14 protein-coding genes are annotated in these 14705 nt (G+C 64.9%); 6 read left to right on the top strand and 8 right to left on the bottom strand.

The genetic code is table 11. The features are described from left to right. Positions 1-255: 255 nt before the first annotated feature. Positions 256-540, bottom strand: coding sequence for a nuclear transport factor 2-like protein (locus BLR66_RS17980; RefSeq protein WP_143014696.1), 285 nt, complete (start codon positions 538-540; stop codon positions 256-258). 91 nt (positions 541-631) lie between these two features. After that, the gene (hutU, locus tag BLR66_RS17975; protein ID WP_093290028.1) at positions 632-2299 is read right to left on the bottom strand and encodes a urocanate hydratase; all 1668 of its coding nucleotides are present in this window, start codon (positions 2297-2299) and stop codon (positions 632-634) included. Positions 2300-2439: 140 nt separating this feature from the next. On the opposite strand from hutU, the gene BLR66_RS17970 reads away from it, so the two are divergent. Beyond that, a complete protein-coding gene (locus tag BLR66_RS17970) occupies positions 2440-3174 on the top strand; it encodes a ThuA domain-containing protein (RefSeq protein WP_093290027.1) in 735 nt (244 codons plus the stop codon). Between the two features lie 154 nt (positions 3175-3328). On the opposite strand, the gene BLR66_RS17965 is transcribed toward BLR66_RS17970, so the two are convergent. Together BLR66_RS17965 and BLR66_RS17960 are read right to left on the bottom strand one after the other, a co-directional pair. Beyond that, entirely contained in the window at positions 3329-3667 is a 339-nt protein-coding gene (locus tag BLR66_RS17965; RefSeq protein WP_093290026.1) for a hypothetical protein, read from the bottom strand. Between the two features lie 106 nt (positions 3668-3773). Next, positions 3774-4307, bottom strand: coding sequence for a YybH family protein (locus BLR66_RS17960; protein ID WP_176943959.1), 534 nt, complete (start codon positions 4305-4307; stop codon positions 3774-3776). A 72-nt stretch (positions 4308-4379) separates the two neighbouring features. On the opposite strand from BLR66_RS17960, the gene BLR66_RS17955 reads away from it, so the two are divergent. From BLR66_RS17955 to BLR66_RS17945, 3 genes are all read left to right on the top strand, one after another. After that, entirely contained in the window at positions 4380-5636 is a 1257-nt protein-coding gene (locus tag BLR66_RS17955; RefSeq protein WP_093290024.1) for an alkaline phosphatase family protein, read from the top strand. Between the two features lie 281 nt (positions 5637-5917). After that, the gene (locus BLR66_RS17950; protein ID WP_093290023.1) at positions 5918-7414 is read left to right on the top strand and encodes a DNA-3-methyladenine glycosylase 2 family protein; all 1497 of its coding nucleotides are present in this window, start codon (positions 5918-5920) and stop codon (positions 7412-7414) included. Between the two features lie 139 nt (positions 7415-7553). Then, a complete protein-coding gene (locus tag BLR66_RS17945) occupies positions 7554-8075 on the top strand; it encodes a methylated-DNA--[protein]-cysteine S-methyltransferase (RefSeq protein ID WP_093290022.1) in 522 nt (173 codons plus the stop codon). Between the two features lie 86 nt (positions 8076-8161). Here BLR66_RS17945 and BLR66_RS17940 read toward each other — a convergent pair whose 3' ends face one another. The 4 genes from BLR66_RS17940 to BLR66_RS17925 form a co-directional block, all read right to left on the bottom strand. Next, positions 8162-8923 carry a LytR/AlgR family response regulator transcription factor gene (locus tag BLR66_RS17940; RefSeq protein ID WP_093290021.1) on the bottom strand — a complete coding sequence of 254 codons (762 nt, stop codon included), beginning with the start codon at positions 8921-8923 and terminating at the stop codon, positions 8162-8164. Between the two features lie 13 nt (positions 8924-8936). Beyond that, a complete protein-coding gene (locus BLR66_RS17935) occupies positions 8937-10133 on the bottom strand; it encodes a sensor histidine kinase (protein ID WP_255402771.1) in 1197 nt (398 codons plus the stop codon). Between the two features lie 23 nt (positions 10134-10156). After that, entirely contained in the window at positions 10157-11782 is a 1626-nt protein-coding gene (locus BLR66_RS17930; RefSeq protein ID WP_093290020.1) for a serine hydrolase, read from the bottom strand. A gap of 116 nt (positions 11783-11898) precedes the next feature. Next, a complete protein-coding gene (locus tag BLR66_RS17925) occupies positions 11899-13158 on the bottom strand; it encodes a formimidoylglutamate deiminase (protein ID WP_093290019.1) in 1260 nt (419 codons plus the stop codon). 65 nt (positions 13159-13223) lie between these two features. Between BLR66_RS17925 and BLR66_RS17920 the strand changes: the two genes are divergently transcribed. Beyond that, a complete protein-coding gene (locus BLR66_RS17920) occupies positions 13224-13403 on the top strand; it encodes a hypothetical protein (RefSeq protein WP_093290018.1) in 180 nt (59 codons plus the stop codon). Then, positions 13393-14628: an imidazolonepropionase gene (hutI, locus tag BLR66_RS17915; protein ID WP_255402770.1), complete on the top strand. Its 1236-nt coding sequence runs from the start codon at positions 13393-13395 to the stop codon at positions 14626-14628. Before BLR66_RS17920 ends, hutI begins: the two co-directional genes overlap by 11 nt. Positions 14629-14705 lie beyond the last annotated feature (77 nt).

Raw genomic sequence — 14705 nt, 5'->3', positions numbered from 1 at the left:
GCCAGCACACAAGGCGGCGTAATCCATCTCAAGCAAGGGGTATGATCCGAGGCGGCTGCGGATTGCCGCACCTACGGGCACGCGGTGACAGGTAATCATCGCGATTCCTAGACGTATTGCTCCCTCATCGCATGCGGTGGGCCCGGGCCCACCCTATGAATCCACAACCAACCGTACATAGGGCGGGCTCAAGCCCGCCGCATGATGCCCGACCTACGGGGCCTTGAGGCGTGTCACCACAGTGCGACGGAGTGCTTAGGGGGCTGGATCAATGAAGATGTACTGCTCAACGATGAGTCCATTTTCTACCTTGATGGCATCTGATCCGGTCAGAAGCACCTTTCCTTGTGACTCGCCGTGCCAGCGTGCAACGCCGATTCCATGGTGCCCGGAAGGGCTGCCCTGAACAACGAAGCGAAAGTCCTCTGGGAAACCACCCATCACCTTGGTCACGGTGGCTGCGATGGCGCCGATGCCTTCGATCGCCTCCTCTCTGTCCGGCTCGTACAGCCTGACCCGCTCATGGTAGACGCGGTTCAACCAGGACTCTCGCGCTCCAGCGTCCTTCTCATTCCCTTGAACAAGGCTAAACATTTGGGATGTCCCGCATGGCTTGCTGACCGTTGTAAGGTTATACCATCGGTAGCTTCAACCCCATCTCCCGCGCACACTGCTTCGCAATCTCATACCCAGCATCCGCATGCCGCATAACCCCGGTCCCCGGATCATTCCACAACACCCGCGCAATCCGCTTGTCCGCTTCCGGCGTACCGTCGCAGACAATCACCACCCCAGAGTGCTGCGAATAACCCATCCCCACCCCGCCGCCATGGTGTAGCGACACCCACGTCGCCCCACCCGCCACATTCAACATCGCATTCAACAACGGCCAATCGCTGACCGCATCGCTACCGTCCTTCATCGCCTCCGTCTCCCGGTTGGGCGAAGCCACGCTGCCGCTGTCCAGATGATCGCGCCCGATCACCACCGGCGCGCTCAGTTCCCCGTTGCGCACCATCTCGTTGAACGCCAGCCCCAGCTTGTGGCGCAGGCCCAGGCCCACCCAGCAGATGCGCGCCGGCAGACCCTGGAAACTGATGCGCTCCCGCGCCATGTCCAGCCACCGGTGCAGATGCTCATCGTCGGGAATCAACTCCTTCACCTTCGCATCGGTCTTGTAGATGTCCTCCGGATCGCCGCTTAAGGCCACCCAACGGAACGGACCCACGCCCCGGCAGAACAACGGCCGCACATAGGCCGGCACGAAACCCGGGAAATCGAACGCGTTCTTGCAGCCCTCGTCGAACGCCATCTGCCGGATGTTGTTGCCGTAATCGAACACCGGAATGCCCTGCTTCTCGAATTCCAGCATCGCCTCCACGTGCACTCGCATCGACTTCTTGGCCGCATCGCGCACCTTGTCAGGATTGGTCTTCTGCTCCAGCAGCCAGTGCTCCACCTTCCAGCCGATCGGCAGATAGCCATGCACCGGATCGTGCGCGCTGGTCTGGTCGGTCACCGCGTCCGGGCGCACGCCCATGCGCACCAGCTGCGGCAGGATTTCCGCCGCGTTGCCCAACAGCGCGATGGATTTGGCTTCGCCCGCCGCCGTGTACGCGCGGATGCGCGCCAGCGCGTCGTCCAGATCGGTGGCCTGCTCGTCCACGTAGCGCGTGCGCAGGCGCATGTCGATGCTCTTCTGCTGGCACTCGATGTTTAGGCTGCAGGCGCCGGCCAGCGTGGCCGCCAGCGGCTGCGCGCCACCCATGCCGCCCAGACCGGCGGTGAGGATCCAACGCCCTTTCAGTGAACCGCCGTAATGCTGGCGGCCCATTTCCACGAAGGTCTCGTAGGTGCCCTGCACGATGCCCTGGCTGCCGATGTAGATCCAGCTGCCGGCAGTCATCTGCCCGTACATCATCAAACCCTTCTTATCGAGTTCGTTGAAGTGTTCCCAGGTGGCCCAGTGCGGCACCAGATTGGAATTGGCGATCAGCACGCGCGGCGCATCGGCGTGGGTGGGGAACACGCCGACCGGCTTGCCGGACTGCACCAGCAGGGTCTCGTTGTCTTCCAGATCGCGCAGCGATTGCAGGATGGCGTCGTAGCAGGCCCAGTCGCGCGCGGCGCGGCCGATGCCGCCGTAGACCACCAGCGAAGTCGGGTCTTCGGCCACTTCCGCATCCAGATTGTTCTGCAGCATCCGGTACGGCGCCTCGCTCAGCCAGGACTTGCAGGTGAGCCGGGAGCCGCGCGGTGCGCGGATGACGCGGGAAGGGTCGTGGCGCGGGTCGGTCATGAGGAAATCCAGTTGCAGATGTAACCCCATTATCGGCGGGAGCGCCGTCCCGGCGCGAGCTCTCCCCGCCCGGTAAGGCAAAAGCTCGCGCCGGGACGGCGCTCCCACAGAAATGACAGGTGTCGTGGCAGACTTGGCCCATGCGCCTACTTATCCCGACTCTGCTGATCTCCCTCTCGATGGCCCTCTGTCTGAACGCCGCCGCGGCCCAGCCGCAACCGCGCGTGCTGGTCTTTACCAAGACCACCGGCTGGCGGCACGATTCCATTCCCACGGCGATTGCTGCGCTGCAACGGCTGGGCGCGCAGGAAGGCCTGGCGGTGGACCACACTGAAGACGCGGGCGATTTCAACGACAAGAACCTGCAGCGCTACCGCGCCGTGATCTTCGCCAGCACCACCGGCGACGTGCTGGACGCGACCCAGCAGGCGGCAATGGAAAGTTTCGTGCGCGCCGGCGGCGGCTACATGGGCGTGCATGCGGCCGCCGATACCGAATACGACTGGCCGTGGTACGGGCAATTGGTGGGCGCGTGGTTCAAGAGCCACCCGCCGGGGTTGCAGACCACCAAAGTGGTGTTCGAACACGAAGGCATTCCGACCGCCGTGCCCGCGTGGACCGTGACCGACGAGATCTACAACTACCGCAGCAACCCGCGCAGTGCGGTGCAGGTGACCGCCACGGTGGACGAACGCGACTACCAAGGCGGCACCATGGGCGCCGACCACCCCATCGCTTGGTGCCACGGCTACGATGGCGGACGCGCGTGGTATACCGGGCTGGGGCACGAAATCAAGCTGTATGCGGACCCGCAGTTCGAAGCGCAGCTCAAGCGCGGGCTGCGTTATGTGGTGCGGTTTTCGGACGAGTGTTGACGGGCAGCGCAAAGCGACCGTACTCGACCCGTCATCCCTCCAAACTTGTCATCCCGAGCGTAGCGAGGGACCTGCTATTGCGAGCGATGAAGCAGATCCCTCGCTTTGCTCGGGATGACATTGCCCTGGATGACACTGCTTTAGTGCAGCGCCCTTAATGCACCGCCGGATCCAGCCTGCGGATCGCATCGCGCAGGTCGACGGCGCCTGTGCGATCGATATCGTCGCGGTTGTACGCCCGACCGGTAGCATTGGCGCACTTGCGGCCCTTGCTGTCGGCGCGGATGAGCCGCGAACCGGTGTGCTTGAGGCAGTTGTGGTCGGCGGCTTCGTTTTTGGCGTCGGCCTTGTTCCGATTGCCCGACGCTTCGGTCGATGTTCCGGTAGGAGCCGTGGCTGTGGTCTGCGTATCTGCGGCAGCAGGCGTAGCGGTCTGTGCGGAAGTGGCGAATGCCAGACTCAGCAAGGCTGCGGTAAGAGCAAGACGTTTCATGGGGGATCTCCTGCGCAGTGAGCGCACCAAAAAAAGTGGAATGCATCGGTTATACGCGCACGGGCATTTACCGGTCGCAACCCCATCGCCCGCATTCATAAACGCCTCAGGCAGCGCCGCACGCCTTGCCGCTGCCCGCACGGAACGCCTGCACCGCAGCTTCGTCGGCCGGTTCGGGACGGTTGCCGTCATCGAAGATCACCCGCCACGCGCCATCGGCTTCCTGCTGCCACACCGATCTGAAACGCCCGTGCCGGAACTTGCCCGTGGCCGGATCCTGGTACAGCGCCGGGCCTGTGGAAAAAGCGGTACGGCCGTCGCCACCCACCACGACCCGGTCCGGATACCACTCCAGCTTGATCGCACTGCCGTCGACGATGCCCTTCCATTCCTCAGCGATCTTTTCGCGGCCGATGCTGGGCTGGCGCTCCACGCCGAACGCTGCCCGGGGATGCAGGTGCTCGGCGAAGGCCGAGGCATCGTGTTCGGCGACCGACCTGGCGAAACTGAGCTCACGTTGCCAGACCTGGCACTGCGCAGGATCGGCAGCGGGCGCGGTAGACGGCGCTTCTGCGGCCGATGCCAATGGCCAGGACAAGGCCAGTGCGGCGATGCAGCTGATCCTTCGAATCTGTGTCATGCCGGCCTGTGTCATGCACGTTACTCCCGAGTCTGCCAAGCTTCACGCATAAGATTCTCACGACGATCGCCTATGCACCCGCCATTCTTCAGGCTTGCGTGGCTGGCCGCTTTGCTGTTGTTGGCGGGCTGCACCACCACCCCGGCCCGAACCACTGCCACCCGAACCGCTTCAGAGCCCGTACCGCTGCTGCTGATTTCCATCGATGCCCTGCGCGCCGACTATCTGGGCAAGGGCGACACACCGCATCTGGACCGCCTGGCCCGACAGGGAGTCCGCGCCGAATGGATGAACCCCTCCTACCCGGCCCTGACCTTCCCCAACCATTTCACCCTGGTCACCGGTTTGCGCCCCGACCGTCACGGCGTGGTGCACAACACGATGCGCGAGGAAGGGCTGGGCGATTTCCGGGTGGCCGATCTGGCCGCGGTAGGCGACGGACGCTGGTGGCGTGCCGAACCGATCTGGGTAGGCGCCGAAAAAGCCGGCCTGCCGACCGCGATCTGGGCCTGGCCCGGCAGTGCGGCGGAGATCGATGGCGTGCGCCCTACCCGCTGGAAGCCGTACGACGAATCCATACCCGCCGATCAACGCGCCGACGAAGTGGCCCGCTGGCTGGAAGAACCCGCCGCCACCCGCCCGCGATTCGCCGCGTTGTACCTGGAAATGGTGGATGGCGCCGGCCACGAACACGGACCGCATGCGCCGCAGACGCATCAGGCCGTGCGCCAGGCCGATGCCGCCGTCGGCCGCCTGCTCGATTCGCTGGCAGGTAAAGGCCTTCTGGAGCGGATGAACGTGATCGTGGTGTCCGACCATGGCATGGCAGTAGTACCGCCCGGCCAGGTGGTGGCGGTGGAGGACATGGTGCCGGTGGAAGACGCGATTGTTGTCAGCATCGGCCAGTCGGTCGGCATCGCCCCGCGCGCCGGACACGTGGAAGCGGCGGAAAAGCGCCTGCTCGGCCGCCACAACCACTACCAGTGCTGGCGCAAAAGCGAACTGCCCGCGCGTTGGCATTACGGCCGCAACGCACGCGTACCGCCGATCGTTTGCCAGATGGACGAAGGCTGGGATGCCATTCCGGCAGCCGGCATGGCCAAACGCGCACTCGCCGGCACTCGCGGCTCGCATGGCTACGACCCCGCGCTCGCCTCGATGCGCGCGACTTTCATCGCGCACGGGCTTGCCTTCCGCAAAGGCGTGGTGATCGCTCCCTTCGACAATGTGGATGTGTATCCGCTGATGGCCAGATTGCTGGACATACCGGCGCGCGAGAACGACGGCGATATCGCTCCGTTGCTGCCTGCGCTGGAAGCGGATAAATAGAGCTTCCGGATATCGGCCCGGTAATCGTCCCTCAATTCCGTTCGTGGTGAGCTTGTCGAACCATGCTCTTGGCGGCTGTTTGCCGTTGCTGAAAAACTCCGCGAAAAGCGTGGTTCGACAAGCTCACCACGAACGGATTAGAAGAACTCGCCACGAGCCGGGCTTTCGACAGGCTCACCACGAACGGGTTTTTCACACGGATTTGATATCCGTTTCGTGCCCTCAGCATTGATGTCCGAAAACGGCGAGTCCGGCCCACAAACCGGTGCTAACCTGCCCCCATGGAAAGCAATGGCGCCTTTACTGCACTGGATCCCCGCGTCTGCGAACAGGCGCGCCTGAGCCGCGATGCGCGTTTCGACGGGCTGTTTTTTGTTGCGGTGAAAAGCACCCGCATCTATTGCCGGCCCATGTGTCCGGCGCCTTCCCCCAAACCGATCAACATCACCTATTACGGCAATGCGGCCGCAGCCGAAGCCGCCGGTTACCGTCCCTGCCTGCGCTGCCGCCCGGAACTGGCGCCTGGCGATGGCGCATGGCGGCGCGGCGACGAAGCCGTGGCGCGCGCATTGAAACTGATCGACCAGGGTTTGCTGGCGGAACAACCGTTGTCGGCATTGGCCGAACGCGTGGGGCTGGGCGAGCGCCAATTGCGCAGACTGTTCACCGATCGCTTGGGCGCCGCGCCCATCGGCGTGCACGGCACACGCAGACTGTTGTTCGCCAAGCAACTGCTTACCGAAACCAACCTGCCCATCACCGAAGTGGCGCTGGCTTCCGGCTTCGGCAGCCTGCGGCGATTCAACGCCACTTTCCTGGAAGCGTACCGAATGGCGCCCCGCGATCTGCGCCGCCAGACCGTGATCACGCAGGAAGGCACGCTGGTGCTGCGATTGGGCTACCGGCCGCCGTACGACTTCACCGCCATGCTGGATTTCCTGCGCGGACGCGCCCTGCCGGGCGTGGAATCGGTGGACGATCTCGCCTACGCGCGCGTGATCGGCCCAGCCAGTGCGCCGGGGTGGTTGCGTGTGAGCGCGTGGCCGAATGGCGAACACGCCTTGAAGCTGGAGCTGCACGGCGTTGCACCGACGCGGCTGTTGGATATCGTCAACCGGCTGCGGCGCATGTTCGACCTGGATGCGGATCCGCACGCCATCGCCGCCGCGCTTTCGCACGATGCGCGCCTGCGGCCCTTGCTGAAGAAGCGCCCGGGCCTGCGTTTGCCCAGCGGCTGGGACGGTTTCGAAATCGCCATGCGCGCCATCATCGGCCAGCAGGTCAGCGTGGCGGCGGCGCGTACGTTCACGGCAAGGCTGGCGCAGGAATTCGGCGAAACCATGGCCGAGGGTTTTGCGCCCGGCTTGCGTCACCTTTTTCCCACGCCCGAAGCGTTGGCCGATGCCGACCTCACCCGCATCGGCCTGACCCGCACACGCGCCGACACCGTACGCACCGTCGCCCGCGCGGTGCTGGACGGGCGGGTGGATTTCCGCAGCGAACGCATGCTGGATGACTTCCTGGCACGCTGGGTCGCGTTGCCCGGGATCGGACCATGGACCGCGAACTACATCGCCATGCGCGCGCTGGGGCATCCGGATGCGTTCCCTGCCGACGATCTGGTTCTGCAAAAAGCGGTGCCGACAGACGGATCGCGCATGACCGCCAAGGCGCTTATCGCGCGGGCCGAATCGTGGCGGCCATGGCGGGCGTATGCGGTGATCCAGGTGTGGAAGGATTCGATGGGCGCGGCCAAACCGCCGACTGGCAAGAAATGAAAGATGAACACCTCAAAACAATTACTCGTCATTCCCGCGAAGGCGGGAATCCAGTGCCTTTGCTTGCAAAGAGCGAAAGTCGCTGGGTTCCCGCCTTCGCGGGAATGACGATTCATCTATTTTATGCTGGAGGATTGAAATGATCCGCTATCAGTACATGGACAGCCCCGTCGAACCCCTGCTGCTCGCGGCGGACGACGATGGCCTGCGCCTGATCGAATTCCATTCGCCTCGCCATCCGATGGCACGTCTGGAAAAATGGGCGGAAGGAGAGGACGCGATACTCGATATGACGCGCGTGCAACTGAAGGAGTACTTCGCCGGCACGCGCAAGCAGTTCGACCTCCCGCTCGCACCGCAAGGTACGCCGTTCCAAACCGAGGTGTGGCACACGCTGGCGACGATTCCCTACGGCCAAACCATCAGCTATGCGCAACTGGCCCAACGCATCGGCAAGCCCACGGCGATGCGTGCGGTGGGTGCGGCCAATGGGCGCAACCCGCTGCCCATCGTGCTGCCCTGCCATCGCGTGATCGGCGCCGACGGATCGCTGACCGGCTTCGGCGGCGGGTTGCCGACCAAGCAGTTCCTGCTGGAACTGGAAGGCGCGCTGGCGCGTGCCGACGACCTGTTCGCACATCAGCGCGTAGGAGCGGCGTAGGAGCGACGTGAGTCGCGAGCACATGCCGTTGCTTTCGGTCGCGACTCACGTCGCTCCTACGTCGTTCCAGCGCCGCTCCTACAACCCTACATGCCGCGGAAACGTTGCTGGAATGCGGCACTGACCGGCAGCGCTTCGCCACGGCCCTTCAGGGTCAAGACGTGGCGGCCGAATTCGTCCTTGCGTACGCGGTCGATCGCCTTCACCCGCACCACCACGCCGCGATGCACCTGCCAGAACTCCGTCGGATCCAGCCCGGCCAGCAGTTCTTTCAACGAAGTGCGGATGATGGATTCGTCCTGGGTAGTGACCACGCGCACGTACTTGTCCTGCGCCTGGAAAAACAGGACTTCATCGATCCCGATCATGCGTACGCTGTCGCCGATGCTGGCGGTGATCCAGCGGATCAGCTTGTCTCCGGCCGGGCGCAGGCGCGCTTCCAGTCGCTCCATCACCGCTTGCAGACCGGTCGCAGGCACCTGCTGCAATCGTTCGCGCAGGCGCTCGACGGCCCGCGCCAACCGCACCGGTTGCACGGGCTTGAGCAGATAATCGGCAGCGCCGGCTTCGAACGCACGGATGGCGTAGTCGTCGTAGGCGGTGGTGAACACCACCAGTCCGCCGTTCTCCACCACCGCCATGGCCACATCCAGGCCGCTGACGCCGGGCATGCGGATATCCAGGAACGCCACCGAAGGCTTGTGCATGGCGACCGCATCGAGCGCCGACAGCCCGTCCTCGCAGACCGCGACGATTTCCAATTCCGGCCAGGCTTCCGACAGTTGTCCCTGCAGTGCGATCCGTTGCGGCGCTTCGTCTTCTGCAATCAGAGCGGTGACGGGTTTCATGCGGACTGTCCCTTCATGTGCTGTGTTCCATCGGTATGCTTATCTCCGCGCTCACTCCTGCGCCGGGCAACGGATGCAGGTTGAAGCTTCCGCGTCCACCGAAGCGGCTTGCCAGCTGTTCACGCACATTGACCAGACCCATGCCGCTACCCAGTCCTGGTTGCAGGCCTACTCCATCGTCGACGACCCGCACCAGCAGCCTGCCCTCATGCAGGGAGGCGAGAATGCGCACGCATCCAGGCCCGGGCTTGGGTTCGATGCCATGCTTGATCGCGTTCTCCACCAGGGTGATCAGGATGGACGGCGGGAATGCCGCAGCGCGCAACGCAGGATCGGCTTCCACCGCGTAGCTCAGTCTTCCGCCCATGCGTACCTGCATCAAGGCCAGATAGCTGCGGCAAAGATCCAATTGCTGCCCCAGCGTGGAATGCAGTTTCGATTCGCCATCGCGCAGTTTTGGGATGCTGGCGCGCAGGAAATCCACCAGCGCATCCAGCGTGTTTTCCGCCTGCGCCGGATCCTGACGCACCAGCGCACGCACCGAAGCCAGCGTATTGAACAGGAAGTGCGGCTCCACCTGCGCCTGCAACACGCCCAGGCGCAGGTCGGCGTCGCGCGCTTCCACCAGCGCCGCAGCCAGCTGTTGCCTGCTGTTGTGCCGATCCCAGCGCCGTCGTTCGCTGAAGTAGGCCCGCAGCGACAAACCGCCGCCGAACAACCCATACACCACGATCAGCACCGCCAGATTCATGGCCAGACCGACGGCCTTGGCCAGCGCTCCCATCTGCGGAACCGGGCCGATCCCTCTTGCCGCCATGAAGGGGCGCATCAGTTGTTCGACATAGCCCGAAGCGAGCCGGTCGACGAAGAAACTGATCAGCATGCCCAGCAACACGGCAATGACCACGGCTTTGCGTTCGCGCGACACCGGCCAGCGCCGGTGCCTGACCCAGGTAGCCAGGGCCGGGCCCATCGTCGCCATCAGAACGAAGGCGACCCACTCGGTCAGGCCTATCCGCACGCCGACCCACCAGTCCTGCATCGCCAGTCCGGTGCCGGTGCCGATCGTCACGGCGACGAACAGGAGTGCCGTCGCGAATATCGCACTGCGGCCCAGCAGCCAGTGCGAACTGAAGACCGGGTAGCGGCGATAGCGGCTCCACACTGCGTTGCTGCCGACCAGCACATCGGAAGGTAGCGCCTCGCTCAAGGGATAGTCCTGCCGCGGGCCGATCACTTGCGCTCACCGCGCAGCTTCTGGCCGCCCTGCAGCAGAGTCAGCGCGATCACTTTGCCGGACGCATCGCGTTCGAACTGGATCTCCGCGGCCACGATATCGGCTACGAACACATCCGCTTTCACCGCGCTCACTTCTATCGCCTGCTGGCCGGTTCCTTGAACGAAAAGCCTGCCGTCTTTTTCCATCACGGTCAGGCCGAATCCCGACGTCAATGGATACTCGCCGGCGTATTCGCGCAATTCTTCGGCCGGCAGCGCGATCTTCGGCGCCTTCGCCACGCCATCCACGCGCTGTGCCGCCATCACCCCGCCCATCTGCATCCAGGTGAAGCCGTAACCGCTGCTGGTACGCCCCGGGCGCAGCAACGCGTCGAAATCCAACGGGTAGAAATCGCCCGCATCGTCATAGGCCATCGTATAGGCGGGCTGCCCTTCGGCCTGGATCACCAGCGCACCGTCCTTGCGGCTGAGCTTCATCTTCATGGCGCCGACCCGATAGTCGCCGACCAGTCCCTCCAACAAATCGGCCGGCGGTTTGACGGCCTTGCGCGGCTTGCCCAGCGGAAAGCTCTCATCGACCAGATGCAGGCCGAGCGTGCCCAGGCTGCCGAGCGAGTTCCAGGTAGTGTCGGACAGGATCACCACACCGCGCTGCCTGGCAACGTCGAATGCGACGAAGGACGAGAAGCCGCCCGTGCCGCCTTCGTGCACGTGCACCGTCCGCCCCGCCACCGGCATCAGCATCCAGTTCATCGCCATGGGCGGCGTCTTCGACACTTCCTGCTGGCTGAGCTTGAGCGCGGGCGTTATCGAAACCGCAGGTTTGCCGAGTTCGCCCTGTACGTAGTCGATCATGTCGTCGAGCGTGGCGCGTACGCCGCCGACACCGGCAAGATTGGTACTGAAATTCCAGGCCGACACCGCCTTGCCGTTGGGCGAATGCCCTTGCGCCGCGCGCACGCCAGCCGGCAACTGCTTGATGTAGGCGTTATCCATCTTCAAAGGCGCAAACAGGCGTTGGCGGATCAACGTTTCGTAGTCCTCCCCTGCGCGATGTGCGACCGCGTAGGACAGCACCATGGAGGCGAAGTTGGAATATTCGAACTTCGTTCCCGGTGCGGCGGAGAGCGTGGCGTCGCCGAGCGAGGCCAGCAGCGCGTCCTCGGTCAGGTTGACGTAGGGATCGTTCATGTCCGTTGCGCCAAGCCGTGCCGGTAGCGCCGGCAGACCGGACGTATGGGTGACTACATGGCGCAGCAGGATTTTCCTGCCTTCGAACGCGGGTACCTTGGTGCCTGTCGGCAGATAGTCGGCCAGTGGATCGTCCAGCGAAGCCTTGCCCTGCCCGATCAAGTCGGCGAGCAGCGCCGCGTTCATGGTCTTGCTGACCGAGCCGATCTCGAAGGCGCTGTTAGCGTCGATGCGTGCGACATCTTTGTCGTCGGCACAGGCGAAGGTACGGGCAACGGCATCTTTCTCGATCACCGCCACCGCCATGCAGGCGCCGGTGCGGTCGCCGTGCAGGCGCTGGTCGACGACTTTGCGCAGTTCGGTATCGGTCATGGCATGGGCGTTGGCGGCGGCCAGAGCAAGAGCCAGGGTGGCGAAACGAAGGTTCATGGCGGTCTCCCTTTCAAGAGCCTGCAGGATTGCGGATTCCCCCGGAAGTCGCCCGGACTTGCGACGAACCCCGGCCACCAGACGACGGAACCCACGATCGGTGGAGTATGCGAAGCTCAGTCCGCTAGCAGGCCGGCCACGATCTGGCGATAGCGCCGTGCGATGGCGTCACGCTCGAGGTGGCGGCCATCGGTCACCACCCGCTGGCCGCCGACATGCACCTCGTGTACTGCGGGGCGATTGCCGCTGAAAATCCAGCGATCGATAACGTCGTCCGCATGCGCCCCCGCCAAGACCGGGGCGTCGGTCTCCAACACCACGAAATCGGGCGTGGTGTCCTGGCCCGTCGCCTGCGGCGCGCTGGCCAATGCGCCATGCAACAGCGTTTCGCCGGCACTGCTGGAGCCGGCGCTTACCGCGATGTTGCGATGGCGGGTGACCAGGCGCTGGCCGTATTCCAGCCAGCGCAGTTCTTCCACCGGCGATACCGAGATGTGCGAGTCCGAACCGATGCCCCAGGCCCCGCCCGCGTCCAGATAGGCGCGCAACGGGAACAGGCCATCGCCCAGGTTGGCTTCGGTGGTCGGGCAGATCGCCACGATGGCGCCGCTGGCGGCGAGCTGCTTGGTCTCCACCGGGGTCAGATGGGTGGCATGCACCAGGGTCCAGCGCGAATCGACCTCGAAGTTCTGCTGCAGCCATTCCACCGGCCGCGCGCCGCGCAGCGAAAGACAGTCCTGCACCTCGCCGATCTGCTCGGCGATATGGATGTGCAAGGGCGCATCCGCTGGCAATGCCGCCAGCACTTCGCGCATGGCCGCTTCGGGCACCGCGCGCAGACTGTGGAACGCGCAGCCGATGCGCAGCAGCCCGCTTTCCTCGGCGCGCAGGGTCTGCAGCAAACGCAGGAATCCCTCTACATCGTGACCGAAGCGCTGCTGGCGCACGGACAAGGCACGGCCGTCGAAACCACCGGTCATGTACAGCACCGGCAGCAAGGTCATGCGGATGCCGGTATCGCGCGCGGCGGCGATCAGCGCGCGCGACATCGCTGCGGGGTCGGCGTAGGGTTTTCCATCCGGCGCGTGGTGCAGGTAGTGGAATTCGCACACGGTGGTGTAACCGGCCTCCAGCATCTCGGCGTAGAGCTGGGCGGCGACCGCATAAGTGCTGTCTGGATCCATGCGCGCGGCGAACCGGTACATGGTTTCGCGCCAGGTCCAGAAGCTGTCCTCAGGATGGGTCTGGCGCTCGGCCAGTCCGGCCATCGCGCGCTGGAACGCATGCGAATGCAGATTGGCGATACCGGGAACGCGCCAGCGGCCCTGCGGGGTTTGCGACAACAGTGCCGACGGACTGGCTGGCGGTGTGGACATGCGGATTCCCGATTGCTGGAAGGCGGATTGCGTTAGGCTAACGCGTCGCCGCTTCCCTGACACCTATGGAACTGTTTCTGATCGCATTGCTGGTCGTGCTGGCATTGGCCTGGCTGCTCGCTCGCTCGCGCCGCCCCAGCCAGCGTTCCGACGGCGGCGGCGATAGCGGTCATGGCGGCGACTCCGGCAGCGCGTGCGATTCCAGCGACGGCGGCTGCGGCGATGGAGGCGGCGGTGGCGATTGATACGGCGCAGGGTGCGCGCTGGGACGGTCTGATTCTCGGAACGGATCTGGTGACGCTGGAGGGAGACGGCGGCTACGGCGCGATAGAGGACGGCGCCCTGGCGTGGAGCGACGGCGTGCTGCGGTTCGTCGGCCGTGCCGCCGATCTGCCGGCCGAAGCCGAACGCTGCGCGCGGGAAGTGATCCGCGCTTCCGGCGGTTGCATCACCCCCGGCCTGATCGACTGCCATACCCATGCGGTGTTCGCGGGCGATCGCGCCGGCGAATTCGAGCAGCGCCTGCGCGGCGTCAGCTACGAGCAGATCGCGCGCGAAGGAGGCGGCATCGTTTCCAGCGTACGCGCCACGCGCCAAGCCAGCGAAGAGGAACTGTTCGTCCAATCGCTGCCGCGCGCGCGCGCCTTGCGCGGCGACGGCGTGACCACGCTGGAGATCAAGTCCGGCTACGGCCTGGACTTCGACAACGAACGCAAGATGCTGCGCGTGGCGCGGCGCATCGGCGCGGAGCTGGGAATTACTGTGCGCACCACCTTCCTGGGCGCACATGCGCTGCCACCCGAGTTCACCGGGCGTGCGGACGACTACATCGCCGCGGTCTGCGAGTGGCTGCCCCGCCTGCATGGCGAGGGGCTGGTGGATGCGGTGGACGCCTTCTGCGAACGCATAGGCTTCACGCTTGCGCAGACGCGGCGCGTGTTCGAAACGGCGCGGGCGCTGGGCCTGCCGGTCAAGCTGCATGCCGATCAGCTGAGCGATGGCGAAGGTGCGGCGCTGGTGGCCGAATTCGGCGGGCTTTCCGCCGACCATGTCGAACACACCTCCGAAGCCGGTGTGCGGGCGATGGCAGCCGCCGGCACCGTGGCGGTGTTGCTGCCGGGCGCCTTCCACTGTCTGCGCGAGACCGTGCTGCCTCCGCTCGATCTTTTCCGCCAACATGGTGTGCCGATGGCCGTGGCCACCGATTGCAATCCCGGCACCTCGCCATTGCAATCGTTGCGGCTGGCGATGTCGCTGGCCTGCACGCATTTCCGGCTGACGCCCGAGGAAGCCCTGCGTGGGGCCACGCTCAACGCAGCCCGCGCGCTGGGCTTGCGGGATCGTGGAACGCTGCAGGTAGGCATGCGCGCGGATTTCGCGCACTGGAACATCCGCCAGCCGGCCGAACTTGCCTACTGGCTTGGCGGCGATCCGCTCATGGCCGCCTACGTGGCAGGAAACCGGCTTTAGCAGCGCGCCGTTTTTTTGTAGAGCCAAGCTTGCTCGGCTGCTTTTGATCCTGCGCGAAGAGCAGCCGAGCAAGCTCG

Source organism: Pseudoxanthomonas sp. CF125 (assembly GCF_900104085.1).
Taxonomy (GTDB): Bacteria; Pseudomonadota; Gammaproteobacteria; order Xanthomonadales; family Xanthomonadaceae; genus Pseudoxanthomonas_A.
Note: the sequence above shows the minus strand (reverse complement) of the source record. Positions and strands in the feature narration are given on the sequence as shown.

Excerpts from the sequence above, each read along its gene's own strand:
- hutU (WP_093290028.1), bottom strand. The coding sequence starts at position 2,299 with ATGACCGACCCGCGCCACGACCCTTCCCGCGTCATCCGCGCACCGCGC.
- BLR66_RS17970 (WP_093290027.1), top strand. The coding sequence starts at position 2,440 with ATGCGCCTACTTATCCCGACTCTGCTGATCTCCCTCTCGATGGCCCTC.
- BLR66_RS17965 (WP_093290026.1), bottom strand. The coding sequence starts at position 3,667 with ATGAAACGTCTTGCTCTTACCGCAGCCTTGCTGAGTCTGGCATTCGCC.
- BLR66_RS17960 (WP_176943959.1), bottom strand. The coding sequence starts at position 4,307 with ATGACACAGATTCGAAGGATCAGCTGCATCGCCGCACTGGCCTTGTCC.
- BLR66_RS17955 (WP_093290024.1), top strand. The coding sequence starts at position 4,380 with ATGCACCCGCCATTCTTCAGGCTTGCGTGGCTGGCCGCTTTGCTGTTG.
- BLR66_RS17950 (WP_093290023.1), top strand. The coding sequence starts at position 5,918 with ATGGAAAGCAATGGCGCCTTTACTGCACTGGATCCCCGCGTCTGCGAA.
- BLR66_RS17945 (WP_093290022.1), top strand. The coding sequence starts at position 7,554 with ATGATCCGCTATCAGTACATGGACAGCCCCGTCGAACCCCTGCTGCTC.
- BLR66_RS17940 (WP_093290021.1), bottom strand. The coding sequence starts at position 8,923 with ATGAAACCCGTCACCGCTCTGATTGCAGAAGACGAAGCGCCGCAACGG.
- BLR66_RS17930 (WP_093290020.1), bottom strand. The coding sequence starts at position 11,782 with ATGAACCTTCGTTTCGCCACCCTGGCTCTTGCTCTGGCCGCCGCCAAC.
- BLR66_RS17925 (WP_093290019.1), bottom strand. The coding sequence starts at position 13,158 with ATGTCCACACCGCCAGCCAGTCCGTCGGCACTGTTGTCGCAAACCCCG.
- BLR66_RS17920 (WP_093290018.1), top strand. The coding sequence starts at position 13,224 with ATGGAACTGTTTCTGATCGCATTGCTGGTCGTGCTGGCATTGGCCTGG.